Below are 17283 nucleotides of genomic sequence, written 5' to 3'. Positions count from 1 at the left end.
GACCCGGGACCGCCGTCGGCTCAGAGGTGGTGCACGTACGGCCCGGCGAGCACGATCAGGCCTTGGTCGTGCCAGGTGTTCCAGGTCGCCACGCGGTCGCCGAGGCGCAGGGCCCCGTCTCCGTCCTGCTCGCTCAATTGCCGGTATTCCGGGGAGTCCAGCCTGATGGTGAACCGCCCGCCCTGTTCCTCGACGAGGCCGCGGTCCTGGTACTGCGCCAATTCCGTCCACAGCGCCCGGGTGGGCAGATCGTCGGCTTCCCAGTACAGGTACCGGAATTCCGCGGGGCTGTAGTAGACCCGGACCTCGCCGTCGCCGTTGTGCTCGCCGCGGTCCTCGAACTCGATCGGCCCGGTGAACTTGTAGACGTTCAGCGAACCTTCCTGCACGTGCTCGGTGAAGGTCAGGTTCGCCCACCGCGGCTTGGCGTCGACGGCCTGGCGCCGGTTGCCCCGGTCGGTGTCGTGGCTCGCGGCCTGGCGCGCCAGGTCCACGGTGAGGTCGTGGCCCGCGTCGGCGAAGAACTGCCCGGTGCTGTCGACGCGCCCGTCGAGCTTCCGGCCCTGCCGGTCGGTCACCGTGATCCACACGCCGAAATCGGTGAGCCCGCGGTAGACCACGCCTTCGTCGAAGTCGAGGACGCCGAGGCGGTTCCACGAGCCGAGACAGGTGGTGACCAGTTCCCGCGCGTACTTGAGCTGTTCCTGCTCCTCGATGGTCTTGATCTCGTGGAGGTCGATCGACATGAGGTCCTGCACACCGCGGGCCACGGTGAACGCGCCGCCGACGACCGGTGCGTACTCCGCCGCCGTGGCGGCCGCCGCCAGCACGTCGCTCGCCGCGTCCATCCCCGCGCCGACCACCGGCTCACCGAGGCGGGGGTACTTGATCACGCCCTCCACGGTTTCCCCGGCGTTGCCCGCCAACCCGAACGCCGCCGCGTCCCCGAGGCGGTCCAGCGCGACATCCGGCCGGTTCCACGTCTTCACCTGGTTGGCGAAGTTCGGTGCCGTCTCGATGGCGACCTGGAGCACCGACAGCGGGGTCGAGAGCACCTGGGTGTCGAGGTCGATGATCCGGGAAACCCCGACGCCCACCTTGAGAAGTCCGTTGACCACGCGGTAGACCGAGCCGAGCACGGGGTTGTCCAGCTGGATCTTCTTGGCCGCCAGGTCTTCGGCGTTGGCCACCGCCCAGGTGGCGCACGCTTCGGCCGCCAGCCGGTAGGCGTTGCCGATCTCGGCGAGCAGCTGTTGCTGGGCGCGGACCGCCTCGCCCACCTCGGCGGTCGTCGCCTCGGCGGGGAACCCGCCGCCGGCGACTTCCTTCGACAGCCGGTCGATGGCCTGCCACAACCGCGGGGCGAGCACGTCGACACCCGCGACGGTCTGCTCGGCGGCGTCGAACTTCGCCCGGAAGTCCTTGAACTGGCTCGCGACCGAGGTCCGCTCGATGCCGGTGAGGCCGTGCAGGAGCCGGAACCCGGCGCGCAGCGGTTCCAGCTGGGGTTTGACCCGGCCCAGGATGCCGTAGACCTCCCAGTACCGGCCGATCAGCTCGGCCGAGTTGCCCGCGCCGGTCATCACGTTGAAGGCTCCGCCGCGCTGCGCCATCAGCTCCCGCAGCCGGTCCACCTTCGTGACGAAGGCCGGGAAGACGACGCCGAGAGCCGCCACGCTCGCCTCGTAGCGCGCCGACTCCTCGTCGAACTTCTTCTTCGCCTCCGCGTACGGGTTCAGCGAGTCGTTGAGGTTCTGCGCGCTGAAGGTCTTGGCGACGCGGCCCAGCATCCCGAAGCCTTCGACGTCGTCGAAGTACTTTTCCTTGTGGCGCCGCTCGAACTGGTCCACCTCCCCGAGGTGGTGGATCAGGTCGCCGTGGTGGTGCTGCACGTAGGCGCTGAAGAGCGGGAACCAGCCGGGATCGTCCTTGCGCAGGTACCGGAGGTCCTTCGGCGTCGGGGTGCCGGCGACGAAGGTCGGGTCGACCAACGGCGTCAGGAACGTCCACTCCCGCGGGTCGAACGAATCGGGGTGCATGGGGCTGTCCTCTTTCCGGGCTCGGGTGCGGTCTGGGGTCGACGCGGAGCGCGGCTAACGGTCGTGCTCCGCGTCGACCCAGACCGCCCCGGCGTCCTGGATCCGCAGTTCGCAGGTGACGGGCACCTGCTGCCCGTCCCGTTCGGCCACCGCGCCGAGCCGCGCGTGGTAGTACGGCTCGCGGAACCCGGTGAACTCGAGTTCGCACCCGTACTCCCCGTCGAGCCAGCCGCCGACGTCGTAGGACCGCCCGCCCGCTTCGACCAGCCGCCGTCCGCCGGACTCCCACGCCGAGCGCAGAGCGGGCACGAGTTCGCCGTGGAAGCGAGCCGAGAGATCCGGCTCGGGCGCGCCGAGCTGTTCCGCCCGAACGATTTCGACGCCCGCGGCCGGGTCGAACCAGGCGTAGAGGGCGTACTTCCCGCCCCCGCCGCCGGTGGCTTCCAGCGCCGAACCGAAGGGCTGGTCGAGCGGGGTCGGCTGGACCTGCCAGGTGGTCCAGTCGATGACGAAGTGCTCGCCCTCGAACGGGAAGGCGCTTTCGCCGTAGTGCTCGCCGAGCCGCGCGCCGAGGTCGGGCGGCTCGAGCTCGTCCGCCTGGGCCAGCGAAAAGCCCGAAGCCGGGTCGAACCAGGCGTAGGCGCGGTACTTGCCGCCCAGCGCGGTGCCCGCTTCCACCCAGGAGCCGACCAGTCCCTCCGGCGTCGCCTGGTCCGGCTGCCACGTGCTCCAGTCGACGACGAGCCCGCGGCGCAGGTACGGGAACGGGGTTTCGCCGTAGTGGCCGCTCAGGTAGCCGGCGGTGATCCCGCTCCGCGTGGCGATGGGATTGTCGTTCTCTTCCGGTGCTTCCGCTTCGTTTCCGGGAGCTTCGGCCTGGGTTTCAGTGGCGGCTTCAGCGGTTTCGGTGGCCTCGCTGGCTTCGCTGGTTTCGTCTTCGGCTGGGTCCTCGGCGGGCGTGAGGTCGGTGATCGCGAAGGCGCTGTCCAGGCTGATGCGCACCTCCGCCGCGGGCCCGCCGCTCAGCGGTGCGGCCGTGGCGGTCACCACGAGCGTCCCGCCAGCTTCCGACTGGACTTCGGCCGAGGTCCACGCCACCACGTACCGCGGCTCGGTGACCGGGACCGGCGTGGCACCGTGCTCGGCGGTCAGCCGCTCGACCAGCAGTTCCCGCATGGCCGGTTCGCCGTCGAGCACCGGGGTGAAGCTCCGCTGGTCGACGTCGAGCAGGCCGAGCACCCCGCTGATGGAGATCAGGTGCCGCCCGGGTTCCTCGGCGCCGTGCCAGATCGCGTCCTCGGGGTCGAGCAGGCCGAAGGTGGGCCGGCTCGCGACCAGCTCGAGGGTCGCCTGGTTCAGCCGCGCGAGGTCGTCCTCGGTCAGCTCATCGGTGCCGGGCTGCCCGGTGGTGGGTTCGGTGGTGGTCATCGCGTCGCCTGCCCGTTCATCAGGTTCACCGCGACACCGCGGCCTCTGGCTGCCAGCAGTGCTTCCAGTCGCGCCCGCTCCTGCGCTTCGGCGCGGATCTGCGCCAGCGCCGCGTCCCAGTCGGCTTTCGCCATGGCGTCGAGCTGCATGGGCCGCACCTGGCGGCGCACCGGCGCGTCCAGCTCGTAGGTGAACCGCGCGGTGCCGCCCCAGTTCAGCGTCATCTCGAAGACCACGAGGCCGCGCGGCAGATCCATGGTGACGATCCGCGGGTCTCCCATCACCTTGTAGTTCTTCCCGCCTTCGGTGAAGGCGTGGTTGCCGGTGTTCTTGAGCAGCTGCACCAGATCGTCCGCGGTCGGCGGGCCGTCCGGCGGCTGCTCACCGGCGGCCGCGTAGGCGTAGGCGCGGATCTTCTTCCCGAACGGGGTGGTGTCGGCCTGCTCGGCCGGCTTGGGGTTGTGCGGGGCCTGGTCGGTGGCGTCCACCGCGAGCACCCGCAGGCCGTCGCGCGTGCTGTAGGTCAGGTCCACGGTGTGCGTGGGCTCGCCTTCGCTCTTCATCACGAAGGCGATCCAGCCGGCGTCCAGGCCGGTGGCGTCGCTGACGAGCACCGGACCGGTCAGGGTGTACTGGCGGCCGCTGAAGTTCACCCGGTCACCGGTGAAGGTCTGCGCCAGCAACTCCTCGGTGATCGGGCCACCGCCCTCCTTCGTGGTTTCCCAGAGCATGAGCTTGGCTTCCACCTCGTTGCGCGGCACCGGTTTGTCCGAGCGGACGAGCCGGGCGTCGACCAGGTTGGTCTCCCACTCGTAGTGGACCTGCAGCCTGCCGGTGTAGGCCTGCCCGTTGACCGTGGTGCCCGCTTCGACCTCGACGTACATGTCGCCCGGCCCCCGCAGGGTGATCTCGGCCGAGGACCAGTCGGGCGCCCAGGTGTTCCCGTCGAGCCGGATCCCCGCCCCCGCGGCGGACCGCACCGCAGCCAGGAAGCGCCGCTCGAGCAGCGTCTCGTCGGCCGAGGTGACCTCCCCCTGGTCGAGGTCGATCCTCAGCTCGGCACCCGGGACCGCGGCCAGGAGCACCCGCGGCTGCCCGGCGTCCGGGCGCACCTGCAGCGCGTCCCACTCGAACATCGTGTGGTATGGGTTCCTCAGCTTGTCGCGGCCGGTGATCAGGGCGACGACCTTGGCTTCGTCCTCCTCGGTCAGGTGCCCCTTCCGGACCAGTTCCTGGACCTGGGCCCGCCAGTAGCCCGCCCCGAGCTGGACGACGTTCTTGGCGTGCACTACCAGGCCCACCACCGGAACCGCGGCGGCGGTCTGGTTCCCGCCCGCCTCCAGCAGGGCCTCCGCGGCCTTGACCAGCACCCCCTCCAACGTCGAGGGCATCTCCGTCTTGTACTCCTGGAGTTGCATGCCCGCCTGCAGCACGCGGGCCGCCGTGTCCCCGGCGTGCGCCTGCACGTGTTCCCGGGCGCCGAGCAGCCCGGCCCCCCTGTTCACGCCCTCGCCGACGAACCGGGCGAACTTCGTGTGCACGGTGGCGATCGCGTCGTCCACCTTGTCCACGCCGTCGGCCAGTGCCACCACACCCCGGGTCACCGGGTCGAGGTCCTTCTTCGTCTGCCAGGCCTTCGTCGCGTACTTCGCCTGGTTGTCCACGTCCTGCGCCTGGGCGTAGGTGGTGATCTCGACCAGCGCGGTGCCGGAGAGCTCGACCAGCCCGCCGACGAAGGGCATGACCTGCTGGTGCGCCCCCGGGATCAGCTCACCCACCGCCTGGCACAGCTCGCTGGTGATCCGGATGGCGGTGAGCGCCCCGGCCAGCCCGGGGTGGATGGTGGCCCAGCCCTCGCGGATGGTGTTCCGCGTGGTCCACTCCGCCCACTGCCGGACCAGGTGCACCGCCCTGGTCATCGCCCGGCCCTGCCCGGCGACGGCCTCGGCGAACTCGGCGAAGTCCGCGAACAGCTGCTCGCTGAGCTGCGCGGCCTGCCCCTGCAGCGCGGCCACGACCTCGGGGTCGGTGGCCGGGTTCCCGAGGGCTTCGAGCTTCCCGCTGGTCGACTGGATGGCCGCGACCGCGTTCAGCACCGGCTGCATCGACTCGTTCAGGATCATGAGGGCGTCGGCCTTGTACCCGTACGGGGCCACTTCGCCGTCTTCGTTCTCCTGCTCGTCCCAAGGCGTGTTTTCGAGCTGTTCGATCACCCCGCGGTAGAGCTGGAACGCGGTGTTGCGGTACTGCTCGACGTGCAGCTTCGCCAGCAGCATCACCCCGATGTCGAGGGTGCCCAGCTCCTTGAGCATCGCCCCGGCGAACACGGCGTTGCGGACCTCGGCACCGGCCTGCTTCCTGGCTTCGCGGGAACTGAGCCGCCGGCCGTCCGCTCGCGCTTCTTCCTTGAGCTGTTCGGCGTGTTCTCCGACTTTCCGGCGAACCCAGCGCACGTCCGAGGTGAAGTAGTGGAACTTGTCCTCGAACGGCTGGGCGTAGAGCGCCGCCGTTTTCTTGTCCCGCTGCCCGGCGCGGGTCAGCCGGTCGTAGAGGGCGACGATGACGTCCCTGTCGTCCCCGAAGATGTCCTTGTTGGGCAGTTCGCGGGTGCTGCCGACGAGCCAGTCGCGGAAGGTCCGGCGCCAGTCCTCGTCTCCGAGCAGTTTGGCGAAGGTTTCGGGCGGTGTGCCCAGCCGGGCCGGGTTGCCCCGGATCCAGGCGTTGCGTTCGGCGATCCGGACGCCTTCGTCGCTGAGGGCCGGGGGTGCAGGGGCCGTCATCGGTCCTCCGTACAGGTGGGGTTTCCTGCTTGGATTCTCGAACCGGGACCGCCACCGGGGCAGCGAGGTCACGTGCGGGCCGAGGGCCGGAGTTCCCCGCCCTTGAGTGCACCGATCGGTGCCCCCGGAGCCGGTGCCCCGGCCGCGCCGGCCGGGGCACCGGCTGGATCAGGTGGTGTGCCAGTACTGGTCGCCGCCGCCCCCGCAGCCCCACATCGCCACCGAAGCGCCGTTCCACCAGTTCTGGTTCGGGATGCTCAGGCACTTGCCGTTGATGCGGTTCTTCAGCTGCCCGCCTTCCCGGTACCAGTGCTGCTGAGGCTCCTCGACGCAGTCGTACAGGCCCACCGCGGCACCGTGGTCACCATTGGCGCCCCGCACGTCCAGGCACTGCCCCGGGTTGAGATCGCTGACCAGGTTCTCCCCCCGCCAGGACCACCGCTGGTTGGCCCAGCCGCCGCAGTCCCACATGTGCACCATCGCGCCCTTGTGGGGATTCGCGTCCGCGACGTTGAGGCACCTGTTGTTCATGCTCGACGCGAGCATGAACCCGACCAGGTCCGCCGAAGACTCCTCCGCCGCGGCCGAACTCGCTGCCACGGCGCCGCCGACCCCCAGCACGGCGGCGCCCAGCACGGAAACCAGCCGTTTCGCACTGGCTTTCGTCATGTCGTTTCCCCTCTCCGCCCGCCGGCTCCGTGCGGCGCGGCACGAGCAAAGTCTTGCCCGGCAAGCGGTGTCGCTGATATCCCCAGACTTCGGGATTGCGGCACTCGGCGCTCCGGTGGCCGCGCTCTCGCGATCACCCCCGGAGCGCGGCGACCAGCTCCTGGCTCCCGTGCAGTCCGGTCTTGCGGAAGACCGAACGGAGGTGGTCGTTGACCGTGTGCACGGACAGCTCGAGCAGGCGGGCGATCTGCTTCGGCGCCGCCGCGTCGCAGAGGTGCTCGACGACCTGCCGTTCCCTGGGGGTGATGCCGTACCAGAAGCAGAGGGAGGGAAGCAGCTGGTTCGCGGTCGCTGCCTGGATGACCACGGCCACGTCCGCGCCGGGGCCCTCACCCAGCAGTTCGGCTTGGCAGGCGACCCAGCGGCCGTAGCTCGCCGAGGGCCCCACCACCAGGGTGGGCGCGGCCGGGGAGCGGGCCGCCGCGGCGGACAACCCGGCGAAGAAGGTCTTGCCGGTCCAGGCCGGGGCACTCTGCCTGCTGCTCAGGCATCGACGCCACTCGATGGCCTGGGGCGTGGCCTGGCGGATCTGGTGATCCGCCCCGACGACGAGCACCCCTGGCGGCGGGTTCGGCTCGAGCGGGGACAGCGTGCCGGCGGTGACGTACTGACGCAGGAACGCCACCAGCGCCGGGGTCAGCCGAGCCGCGGTGGCGATGTCGTGCGTACCGAACTGCGTGCCACCTTGGGTTCGCAGAAGGCCGAGCGTGCCCCACACGTGCCGGGTGTCGCGCAGCACCAGCCGTAGTTCACTGCCCACGCCGTGGTCGGCGAACAGGCGCCGGGTGGCGCGATGGCGCCTGTCACCGGCGGGTCCCGCACCGACCAGTGCAGCGGGCACTGCCCGCGGGAGGAGATCCTCCCAGCGATACGGATCCTCGCCGATGTGGCAACTATGCAGGAGCGCCTGGCCGAGGTCGGCCTCGTAGCCGTGCCAGAAGCTGAAGGAGGAAAGCCCGCAGCCCGGCCCGATCCCGGTCAGCCGCAAGGCGTCATGCGGTACCGCGCGGTGGAGAGCCCTCGAAACCATCGCCCCCAGTTCGTCCCACGTCGCCCCGCACACGACCGCCGCGTCCAGCTCGCGCAGCCCCCTCGACCGGCTCACGCCACGAGCATGCTCCGCCATTCACGAATCCCGCAACGGCGTCACGCCACAACCCCCGATCAGGGGCCCGGTCGTCGAGTACTCCTCACCGGCCACCGGCGCTGTTTCGCACACCGTGCGGGTCACTCATCAGGATTACCCACAGCCGTGAGCTTGCCCCGGACCGCGTCGCTGTTGAGCGCGAACCTCAGGTCTTCGAAAATCGTCAAAGCCTCGGAATACCGCTCGTGCGCCAGTTCCGGCCGCCCGGCGCTGGCGGCGACGTCACCCAGCGCCTCGAGCGCCACGGCTTCGTCGAAACGCCGTCGAGCCTGCGCCATGACCGCGAGCGCGTGGGCGAGTGTGTGCTCGGCGTCGTCGAGCGCTCCCGCCTCCAGGTGCTTGATCCCTCGCCAGGTGTCGGTCTTGGCGGCGTTGACCGTCTCGCTGTGGGCATCGAAGTGGCTGCCCGCCTGGTCGAGCAGGGGCAGCGCGGCCTCCGGCGGCAGTGCCTTGGCCAGGTGCATCCGGGCCAGCGCGATCCGGCGTGGATTCTCGATCGCGGTGGCCAGCTCGAGGTTGCGGCTCAGCTGGTCCCGTGCGTCCGAGAGGCGTCCGGCCGTGTGCAGGGCCAGGCCGAGACCCTCCACCGCGCTCGCCTCCAGCTCGCGGTCACCGGTTTCGCGTGCCTGGTCCACCGCGCTGTCGAACGCGGTGATCGCCTCGTCGACCTCGCGACGCAGATAGTGGGCGAAACCGGCCTGGGTGGCGAGCAAGCTGGCCAGCGCAGCGTCGCCGAGGCGTGTCGCGGCGGCACGGCCGAGCTGGTGCGTGGCCAGCAGTTCATCGAGCAACTTCCCGGATTCATAGAACGGCCAGAGCGCCACGCACCACCGGGCGACCAGCACGTCCTCACCGACGCTGTAGGCGTATTCGACCGCCGCGCGCAGGTTGGCGCGTTCCCGGTGCAGCCACTGCCAAGCCGCTTCCCGATCGGCGTGGCGCACCACGAGGCGTTGTGCGGGCAGGAACCGGGCCCGCCAGGGCCGCGCGGGTGCGATCAACTGGTCCGCCGCCACGGTTCCGTCGAACCAGTGGCGCAGCAGGCGTTCACTTCGGCGCTCGCGTTCTTCGGGCTCCGCGGGGTCGGTGTCCCGCGCGTGCAAGCGCACGAGATCCCGTACCAGGTACCGCTCGCCGGTCAGTTCCTCGGCGAGCCTCGCCTCGGCCAGGTCCCGTAGTCCGTCCTCGACGTCGATCTCGGGCAGCTTCAACGCCGTGGCCAGTGCGCCGGCGCTCCACGTGCCGCTGCTGGGCTGCGATCCGATTGCGTGGTAACAGGCGAGCGCGGTGTCGTTCAGCCTGGATTTGGCCAGGTTGAAGGCCGCCGCGACGGACACGTCGTCCCCGCGCGACAGGGCACGCACGCGCCGGCGCTCGTCCCGCAGATCACGCAACAACCGCTCGGCCGGGCGCTGCGGGAATCGCCGCAGCAAAGCCGCCACCACGGTGAGAGCCAGTGGCAGTTGGTCACACAGCTGGATGATCTCTTCGATCGCCGTCCGGTTCCGTGCGACCTCGGTCTCGCCGAGCACGCGCTCGAACAGGGCGAGGGCTGCCGTGTCTTCCAGCGGCGCCAGGTCGAGGAACGTCGCCGGTCCGTGGGCGGCCAGTGTCCCCAACGGCTGGGCCTCGGTCACGATCACCAGCGACCCGGCGCCACCGGGCACCAGCATGCGCACCTGACCGGCCCGCACCACGCCGTCGAGCAGCACCATCAGGCGTTTGTCCTTGGTGAGGGAATGGAAGCGGGCCCGCCGGGCATCCAGGCGGTCAGGCAGGTCGGCTCGGCCTTCGCCCAACTCCTGGAGGAAGTCCCCCAGGATCGCGGCTTCGATACCCTCGTCGTCCAGGTCCCCGTTCAACCGCGCGAACAACCGGCCGTCGGGATACAGCTCGCGTGCTCGTTCCGCCAGCATCAGCGCCACGGCGGTTTTGCCGATTCCCGGGCCGCCACCGAACACCACCGTCGCCTGGTGCCCTTCCGCTCGCGCACGGCGCACTGCTGCCATCGCCGTGTCGAGAACGGTGACCTGGTTGACGAAATGCGGATTGGGATCCGGAATCTGCTCGGGCAACGTCGACGTCATGTGGTCCCTCCCCGAGGCAGGGTACCGAGCCCGCGGTGCGGTTACGCCCGGGACACACGTGACGGCCGGCCGGGACGGACGCGTGCGGTGGCACCGGCCGGAAACCCGGTGCCACCGCCCGCTTCGGGGGTCACGCCCTGGTCGTGGTGACCAGCTTGATCAGGGCGTCGGCCGCCGGGGCCGAGGAGGCGGGGTTCTGCCCGGTGATCAGCAGACCGTCCTGCACGACGTAGGGCTCCCAGTCACCGCCCTTGGAGTAGGTGCCTCCCAGGTGCTTGAGCTCGTCTTCGACCAGGAACGGGACGACCTCGGTGAGCTGAACCGCCTCCTCCTCGGAGTTGGCGAACCCGGTGACCTGCTTGCCCCGCACCAGCGGCGCGCCGTCCTCGTCGACGGCGTGGCGCAGCACGCCGGGAGCGTGGCACACCAGCGCGAGCGGCTTGCCCGAGCGCAAGGTCGTTTCGATCAACCGCGCGGAGCCGGCGTCTTCGGCCAGATCCCAGAGCGGGCCGTGGCCGCCGGGGTAGAAGACCGTGTCGAAGTCGTCGGCCGACACCGAATCCAGGCGCACGGTGGCCGCCAGCGCCGCGGTGGCCTCCGGGTCGGCTTCGAAGCGCCGGGTCTGCTCGGTCTGGAAGTCGGGTTCGTTGCTCTTCGGGTCCAGCGGCGGCCGGCCGCCCCGCGGTGAGGCGAGCACGATCTGCCAGCCGGCTTCCTTGAAGCGGTAGTACGGCGCGGCCAGTTCCTCCAGCCAGAAACCGGTCTTCCGCCCGGTGTCCCCCAGTTCGTCGTGTGAAGTGAGAACGATGAGTACCTTCATGACTTCCTTCCTTAGTAGACCGGTCGTCTCTGAGTGGATAAAGATGCCTGTGCCCCGGCATCCAAGGGCTTTACAAGTGCAGGAACTGACGGGTGGCCGTCATGGTGGTGTCCAGCGGCGCGGGGCTGCGGTGAATCTTGGCCATCACGCTCGCGCCGAGCCACAGGTCGTACAAGACCTGAGCCGCGGCGCGCGGCTCGCCATCGACCGACAGCGAACCGTCCTCCAGACCTGCGACGATCGCCCGCTCGATGCGGTCGACGACGGCGTCCGTGCCTTCTTTCAGAGCCAGCCTCATCGACTCCGAAAGGTCGGCCACCTCGGCGCCGAGTTTCACCGCGAGGCACTTGCCCTGACAGTCATCCACGCTCTGCGTCTGGCGCCATTGCTGCCAATAGGCCATCAGGCGGTCGGCCGCCGACCCGTCGGCTCCGGCGATAACCCGGTCCATGTCTGCGACATAGTCCGTGAAATAGCTTCTTAGTATCGCTTCACCGAAAGCGTCCTTCGAAGCGAAGAAATGATAGAAGGAACCTTTCGGCACGCCGGCCTCCGAGAGCACCTCGTTGAGACCGACAGCGGAAAAACCCCGGCGAGCCATGATGCGCTGAGCCGCATCGAGGATGTTCCGACGGGTGTCGGTGTTGCGTGAGGTGACCGGCATGACTCGAACCCTAGCAGTCGAGTAGACCAGTCGTCTAGTAACCCTCGTCACCCCTCGGCCTGGGCCGCGGCCACCTACGCCGACGTGCCTCAAGCTCCACAAGACAACCGACCGGCAGCGCGTCGAGCGTGAATGGCACGGCCTCGCCCACGCCAGCAGCCGCTGGCCAGCCCAAGTCGTCCTCCACCAGCCGTTCCTCGCCGGAACGCTGATCGCGGGCGTCGGGCTCGGGTTCCTTCTGGACAGCACCGCCGCCGGGCTGGCCAGGCTCGGTTTGGGCTTGTCCTACCCTCTGCCCGCCACCTTCACCGCCAGCGGATCCGTTCCCGGCCTGCGCTGCAGCCACGCCATCGGCGGGTATCGACACTGGGTCTTCTTGGCCTCTTGTCCGGACCCGCGGTGATCGACCTGGCCGCCGAGCACTTCGGTTTCACCGTCGGCATGACCATCCCCGTCGTAGTCGTCCTGCTGGCCGCAGCACTAGGGTCGGCCTGCGCTTGGCAGTTGAACGGCGACCTCGGCCAGGGCATCAAGCAACGTTTCGTCCGGGCTTCCGTCGAGTTGTTCGGTTTCGCCGATGGCGACGGTACGGCCGCCTTGGATATCGGAGTCATAGTTCAGGCCGGTGAACCGAACCTCGGCGACGCCCAGCATGCTGGTCGCCAAGGGCCGGACGTCGCCGTTGCCGTGCTGGTCGATCAACGATTGAAAACGCCGGGCGTCAGCGCGGCTGTGGAATTTCACCCAGGCGACCGAGATGACGATACTGCCGCCGTTGTCGTCCGCCACGGCGAACAGAGTGCGGTCCAGCAACGCGCAAGGAGTCTTGACGAAGAAGGCACGAATGTCGTCGAAGGAGTTCGCGACACAGTTCAAATCCTGTTTCGCCACCCGGCGTAGCGTGCGCATACCCATCTTCTGCCAAGCTTCGTCGGCATTGCCCCGTCGGGCCGCCGATTTGCTGTCGGCTTTGCGAGCTTTGACGGTGCGACCGAGCGCGGCTTCGCCCGTGCTCGCCCCGCCGGACGAGGAGAATGCGCCGGTCACACCACCGCCCCCGGCGAGGACCCCGGCGGCAACCGCTGCTGCAACCACCTTCTTCGCGCCGCCACCACCTGCATCAGATCCGCCACCCGCGCCGCCGATTCGCCTTGCCATCCGAGTCCTTCCAGATTGCTGTCGCGCGAATCCTGTATAGCAACCGGCACCGACGCTTCAGGTCGACACCACGGCCTGGTCGGGTAATCCAGACCCGAATAGTCCAGCGCACCGGCACTCCACGAGTCCACCCCGCAATGACCACAGCCGCGCTGCCGTTGGTGGGACTGACCGCGTGGCAGGCGCTTCGACCACGACGGACTGACCGCCTGTGCCGAGTCGCTTTCACTGCCGACGCCGGGCACGCCGCGTGCGTCGCTGAAGCCGGGGCGGCCGGCGTGCTCGTGACCGTGGCGATCCTGATCGCCACGGTCACGAGCCGCTGTCAGCGACAACTCTCAAACAGATCGCGCTGTCACCGGGTGGTGCAGGTGAAGGATTTCGCGTTGTTGACGTCGCCTGAGCCGTTGTACTTCGGCCAGCTGGGGAACGTGCACAGCGGCCTGGTGCGGCCGGGAACGCCGGCGTCATCGGTGGCCACGATGTTGTTCGCCGGGTCGACGCCTTTCTCCACCCAGTTCTCGATCGTCGCCAGCTGGTCCCATTCCGGGTGGAAAGCTGACGAGAATCCGTGCTGGGCGCCGGGGATTTCGTAGTATCGAGCGAATGAATCCACTCGCGCGGGCCCCATCGTCGCCTGCATGCCCGAGTAGTAGTGCGCGCTCGTCCTGGCTGCCGGTTCGGCACCGCCGGTCCAGAGGAGGAGCTTTCCGCCGCCTTTCCGGAAAGGCGACAGGTCGGTGTTGTTGGAGAAGAGCGCCGAATGAGCTTCGATGCGTGAAGCCAGTCCGTTTCCGCTCGGGATGTCCATCATCAGGGTGTTGAAATTCGGGTCTTTCGCGATCATGTGGCGAATGACGCCGTCGGCCAGGTACACGCCCATCTGCGGGGTCGGCGGGAAAGCAGGCGGCGTAGAACCGTACACACTGAGCTGGGTCAGCATTTCCTTGTGGACGGCGTCGGGCACTCCTCCACCGTGGTCGGCGAGGTAGACCGGGTGGCCGGGGATGCTCGACTCGCCCGTGCCGATCGCGTAGGCCAGGGACTGGGGATCATTGATCTTCTTCAGGGCAGTGAGCTGAACGTCGGACAGGCAGACATCGCCCGTGTCCGCGCCCTGCGGACACCTCAGGACGGCGGGGTCGAACCGGGCCTCGCAGGCGCGGGCATTGCTGATCACGCCGTCCTTCGCGCCGTCGAGAGCATCACACGCTTTCAGCACGCCGGCATAGAGAGTGTGGCGCTTCGCTTCGTTCAGCCAGGCTCCCGGCACGGCCACCGCCTGGGCGGCCTTGAGCCCGTCGAGCGCTACTCCGGTGACGTTCCAGCCCGGCGCGCCGGCGACCACGCCGTCCCAGTCGGCCGGCCAGCGCTGGGCGACAGCCAGCGCCTCGCCGCCGCCCTTCGAGTAGCCGATGAAGTAGGACTTGCCAGGCGCGCGACCGTAGTGGGAACGGACCAGTCTCATCGCGACGTCGCGAGTCTTCTTGAGCGCGTCGCCCGCGTAGTTCTTGAGGGCTTCCTGGTTGGCGCCGAAAGCGGCCGGATGCTCCCCCGCCTTGGCTTGGTGCCCTGAGTCGCTCGAGAACACCGCGTAGCCCCGGCTGAGCGGAATCGGCTGCTTCTGGGAGCCCCAGAGGTTCGACGCATTCGTGAGTGGCGGGATGGAACCATTCAATCCGGCACCGCCGAGCATCGCGGCTTTACCATTCCATTTTTCCGGGAGCGCCAGCTGGAACTTGATGTTCGGCGCGGCCGGATCAACCGGCGTGATGTCCCCGGAAACCAGGCAATGACTGCCGTAAGCCTGGTTTCCGGCCCCACCGGCGCTCGCGGAGACCGCTGAAGAAACGGTGGCGCCACCGGTGGGCAAACCAATGGCGTTGGCCGCGATCTTGAGGCCGGCCAATTCGGAGCATTTCTTTCCCGTGGCCGCGTTCACTTCGCTGCCGACGACGGCGGAATTGGCCACCGGAATGGCGACCGCGACCATGAGCGTCGCGGTCAAGGCAAGCAGAAGCCTGTTGCGCTGGAATGGAACGGGCATGCGTGCATCCTGTTCGACTTGATCAACTGTGGATCCGCAGGCAACGCCGCACCTGGAGAGTCTGGTGCGCTCAGCCGCGAGCTGCGGACGATTCGCGCTGGCATTTGACGTCTAGTTGGCAGTCTATGCCAGATTGGACGTGACCGTCAAGGCAACGTCGTGCGGTGGAGGCTGCCGGTGTCAGCCGCGGACGGCGGCGAGCATGTCTTCGTACAGGGCGAACGGGTCCGCCTTGCCGCCCTGGCGCACCCACAGTTCGGACGCGGCGTCAACGCACGCGAACACCGTGGCGATGATGCCCACCGCACGCGGATCGGGCGCTGGACCCGGCTCGATGCCCATCCTGGCCTCGACGACGGGCACCAATGCGGCCTGCCACTTCAGCCGCTTCTCGTAGTACCGCGACCGCAACGGCGGGTTGTCGAAGATCAGCGTGGTGATCTCCAGTACCTGTTCCGGCGTGTGGTTCGCCGAGGAGATGGCGGCGAACCCGGCGAGCAGCGCGTCCCACGGCGACAGCTCGGCGGGCTGGGTTTCGACGGTGCTGACCAGCAGCCGCCCGAGGCCGTCCTGGTCGCCGCAGACCAGGTCCTCCTTGGTGCCGAAGTAGCGGAAGAGCGAGCGCTGCGACACACCCGCCTGCTTGGCGATCTGGGCGACGGTCACGGCTTCGTAGCCGTGTTCGGCGAACAACGCCAGTGCGGTGTCGACGATCTCCGCGACGACAGCCTGCCGCGACCGATCCCACAGCGTGGTCGGCTGGCGCGATGTGTTCATGGCTCCCAATCGCAGTCGGCGGCCGCCTCACCCGGCTCAGGTACATGATGTCTTGATCGACCGATGAAGTCGAACACGCGGGCCCAGGTGGCTTCGCGACCGGTCAGGTGCCGCAGAAGGTCTGGTAGGCGGCGGCGAAGTCCTTCGGGGCGGGGGCCGCGTACCGCTCACGGCCGGGCCGCTCGTCGAAGGGGGCGCTCACCACGTCCAGGAGCTGGTCGAGCGGCCCCTGGTCCCCCTCGGTGGCGGCGGTGAGGGCTTCCTCGACGAGGTGGTTGCGCGGGACGTAGACCGGGTTCACCCGATCCATCGCGTCGGCGTCCGGCCCCAGTGCCCGCCAGCGCGCCAGCCAGCCGTCGATCGCCGCGAGGTCGAGGAACAGCTCCCGCGCCGGTTCGGCGTCGCCTCGCGCCGCCGCGCCGAGGCGGCGGTAGAACGAGGTGTGATCCACGTGGTTCTCCCGCAGGAGGGTGAGCAGCTCCTCGATCAGCCCCAAGGTGGCCGCGGCGTCCCCGGACAGGCCGAGTTTGGCGTACATGCCCGCTGACCAGGCGTTCTCGTACTGCTCGCGGAAGCCCCCGAGCGCCTCGACCGCGAGTGCGATCGCCTGCTCCTGGTCGTCGGCGAACAGGGGAAGCAGGGCTTCGGCGAGCCTGGCGAGGTTCCACTCGGCCACGACGGGCTGGTTGCCGTAGGCGTAACGCCCGCCGTGGTCGATCGAGCTGTAGACGGTGGCGGGGTCGAACTCGTCCATGAACGCGCAGGGGCCGTAGTCGATGGTCTCGCCGGAGATCGTCATGTTGTCGGTGTTCATCACCCCGTGGATGAAGCCGACGAGCATCCAGCGGGCCACCAGGGACGCCTGCACGGCGACCACCGCCTCGAACAGCGCCAGGTACTTGTGCTCCGCCTGGGCGGCACCCGGGTGGTGCCGGGCGATCGCGTGGTCGGCGAGCCTGCGCAGCAGCTCGAGGTCGCCGGTGGCCCTGGCGTACTGGAAGCTCCCGACCCGCAGGTGACTGCTCGCCACCCGGGCGAGCACCGCGCCCGGCAACAGCGTCTCGCGCCGCACCGATCGCCCGGTCGCCACCACCGCGAGGGAGCGGGTCGTGGGGATGCCGAGTGCGTGCATGGCCTCGCTGACGACGTACTCGCGCAGCATCGGCCCGACCGCGGCCAAGCCGTCGCCGCCGCGGGCGAACGGCGTGCGCCCGGACCCCTTGAGGTGCAGGTCGCGCGGCAGGCCGTCGGCATGGACGACCTCGCCGAGCAGCAGCGCGCGGCCGTCACCCAGCCGCGGGGAGTAGGACCCGAACTGGTGCCCGGCGTAGGCCTGCGCGACCGGGGTGGCGCCGTCGGGCACGTGGTTGCCCACCAGCAGCCGCACCCCCTCGGAGCCACGCAGCCAGGCCGCGGGCAAGCCCAGCTCCGCGGCGAGCGGCTCGTTGAGCACAAGCAACCGCGGCTCGGGAACCTGCTCAGCCTGCCAGGGCAGGGTCAACTCCGGGAGGGCGCGAGCGAACTCGGCGCCCAGGGTGAAGGTCGGGGGCGATGTGGTGCTCACCCCGTCCACGGTACGTGGCACGAAGCCGCGTGTCCCTCTCGAG

Annotated in this window: 12 protein-coding genes; all 12 read right to left on the bottom strand. The window is 69.3% G+C overall.

Features of this window, described 5'->3' with window-relative positions; genetic code table 11:
• Positions 1-20: 20 nt before the first annotated feature.
• The 12 genes from JOM49_RS21150 to JOM49_RS21095 all read right to left on the bottom strand — a co-directional run bounded on the left by JOM49_RS21150 (position 21) and on the right by JOM49_RS21095 (position 17240).
• Positions 21-2039: a hypothetical protein gene (locus tag JOM49_RS21150; protein WP_209665992.1), complete on the bottom strand. Its 2019-nt coding sequence runs from the start codon at positions 2037-2039 to the stop codon at positions 21-23.
• Between the two features lie 54 nt (positions 2040-2093).
• The gene (locus JOM49_RS21145) at positions 2094-3467 is read right to left on the bottom strand and encodes a hypothetical protein (RefSeq protein WP_209665991.1); all 1374 of its coding nucleotides are present in this window, start codon (positions 3465-3467) and stop codon (positions 2094-2096) included.
• Positions 3464-6247 carry a hypothetical protein gene (locus JOM49_RS21140; protein ID WP_209665990.1) on the bottom strand — a complete coding sequence of 928 codons (2784 nt, stop codon included), beginning with the start codon at positions 6245-6247 and terminating at the stop codon, positions 3464-3466. Before JOM49_RS21140 ends, JOM49_RS21145 begins: the two co-directional genes overlap by 4 nt.
• Positions 6248-6415: 168 nt before the next feature.
• The gene (locus tag JOM49_RS21135) at positions 6416-6916 is read right to left on the bottom strand and encodes an RICIN domain-containing protein (RefSeq protein ID WP_209665989.1); all 501 of its coding nucleotides are present in this window, start codon (positions 6914-6916) and stop codon (positions 6416-6418) included.
• A 133-nt stretch (positions 6917-7049) separates the two neighbouring features.
• Positions 7050-8081, bottom strand: a complete 1032-nt coding sequence (locus tag JOM49_RS21130; RefSeq protein WP_308158818.1) for a helix-turn-helix transcriptional regulator — start codon at positions 8079-8081, stop codon at positions 7050-7052.
• 122 nt (positions 8082-8203) lie between these two features.
• Positions 8204-10210 carry a tetratricopeptide repeat protein gene (locus JOM49_RS21125; RefSeq protein ID WP_209665987.1) on the bottom strand — a complete coding sequence of 669 codons (2007 nt, stop codon included), beginning with the start codon at positions 10208-10210 and terminating at the stop codon, positions 8204-8206.
• Positions 10211-10340: 130 nt separating this feature from the next.
• The gene (locus tag JOM49_RS21120; RefSeq protein WP_209665986.1) at positions 10341-11030 is read right to left on the bottom strand and encodes a type 1 glutamine amidotransferase domain-containing protein; all 690 of its coding nucleotides are present in this window, start codon (positions 11028-11030) and stop codon (positions 10341-10343) included.
• 70 nt (positions 11031-11100) lie between these two features.
• Positions 11101-11694, bottom strand: a complete 594-nt coding sequence (locus tag JOM49_RS21115) for a TetR/AcrR family transcriptional regulator (protein WP_209665985.1) — start codon at positions 11692-11694, stop codon at positions 11101-11103.
• Between the two features lie 480 nt (positions 11695-12174).
• A complete protein-coding gene (locus tag JOM49_RS21110; RefSeq protein WP_209665984.1) occupies positions 12175-12852 on the bottom strand; it encodes a hypothetical protein in 678 nt (225 codons plus the stop codon).
• Positions 12853-13207: 355 nt separating this feature from the next.
• Positions 13208-14899 carry a tannase/feruloyl esterase family alpha/beta hydrolase gene (locus tag JOM49_RS21105; RefSeq protein WP_209665983.1) on the bottom strand — a complete coding sequence of 564 codons (1692 nt, stop codon included), beginning with the start codon at positions 14897-14899 and terminating at the stop codon, positions 13208-13210.
• Positions 14900-15079: 180 nt separating this feature from the next.
• Positions 15080-15676: a TetR/AcrR family transcriptional regulator gene (locus tag JOM49_RS21100; RefSeq protein WP_209665982.1), complete on the bottom strand. Its 597-nt coding sequence runs from the start codon at positions 15674-15676 to the stop codon at positions 15080-15082.
• 103 nt (positions 15677-15779) lie between these two features.
• Positions 15780-17240: a protein adenylyltransferase SelO gene (locus JOM49_RS21095; protein ID WP_308158817.1), complete on the bottom strand. Its 1461-nt coding sequence runs from the start codon at positions 17238-17240 to the stop codon at positions 15780-15782.
• Positions 17241-17283: the final 43 nt, after the last annotated feature.

Source organism: Amycolatopsis magusensis (assembly GCF_017875555.1).
GTDB lineage: Bacteria > Actinomycetota > Actinomycetes > Mycobacteriales > Pseudonocardiaceae > Amycolatopsis > Amycolatopsis magusensis.
Note: the sequence above shows the minus strand (reverse complement) of the source record. Positions and strands in the feature narration are given on the sequence as shown.

Coding starts and splice junctions, on each gene's coding strand:
- JOM49_RS21120 (WP_209665986.1), bottom strand. CDS start 11,030: ATGAAGGTACTCATCGTTCTCACTTCACACGACGAACTGGGGGACACC.
- JOM49_RS21145 (WP_209665991.1), bottom strand. CDS start 3,467: ATGACCACCACCGAACCCACCACCGGGCAGCCCGGCACCGATGAGCTG.
- JOM49_RS21110 (WP_209665984.1), bottom strand. CDS start 12,852: ATGGCAAGGCGAATCGGCGGCGCGGGTGGCGGATCTGATGCAGGTGGT.
- JOM49_RS21125 (WP_209665987.1), bottom strand. CDS start 10,210: ATGACGTCGACGTTGCCCGAGCAGATTCCGGATCCCAATCCGCATTTC.
- JOM49_RS21115 (WP_209665985.1), bottom strand. CDS start 11,694: ATGCCGGTCACCTCACGCAACACCGACACCCGTCGGAACATCCTCGAT.
- JOM49_RS21105 (WP_209665983.1), bottom strand. CDS start 14,899: ATGCCCGTTCCATTCCAGCGCAACAGGCTTCTGCTTGCCTTGACCGCG.
- JOM49_RS21140 (WP_209665990.1), bottom strand. CDS start 6,247: ATGACGGCCCCTGCACCCCCGGCCCTCAGCGACGAAGGCGTCCGGATC.
- JOM49_RS21150 (WP_209665992.1), bottom strand. CDS start 2,039: ATGCACCCCGATTCGTTCGACCCGCGGGAGTGGACGTTCCTGACGCCG.
- JOM49_RS21100 (WP_209665982.1), bottom strand. CDS start 15,676: ATGAACACATCGCGCCAGCCGACCACGCTGTGGGATCGGTCGCGGCAG.
- JOM49_RS21135 (WP_209665989.1), bottom strand. CDS start 6,916: ATGACGAAAGCCAGTGCGAAACGGCTGGTTTCCGTGCTGGGCGCCGCC.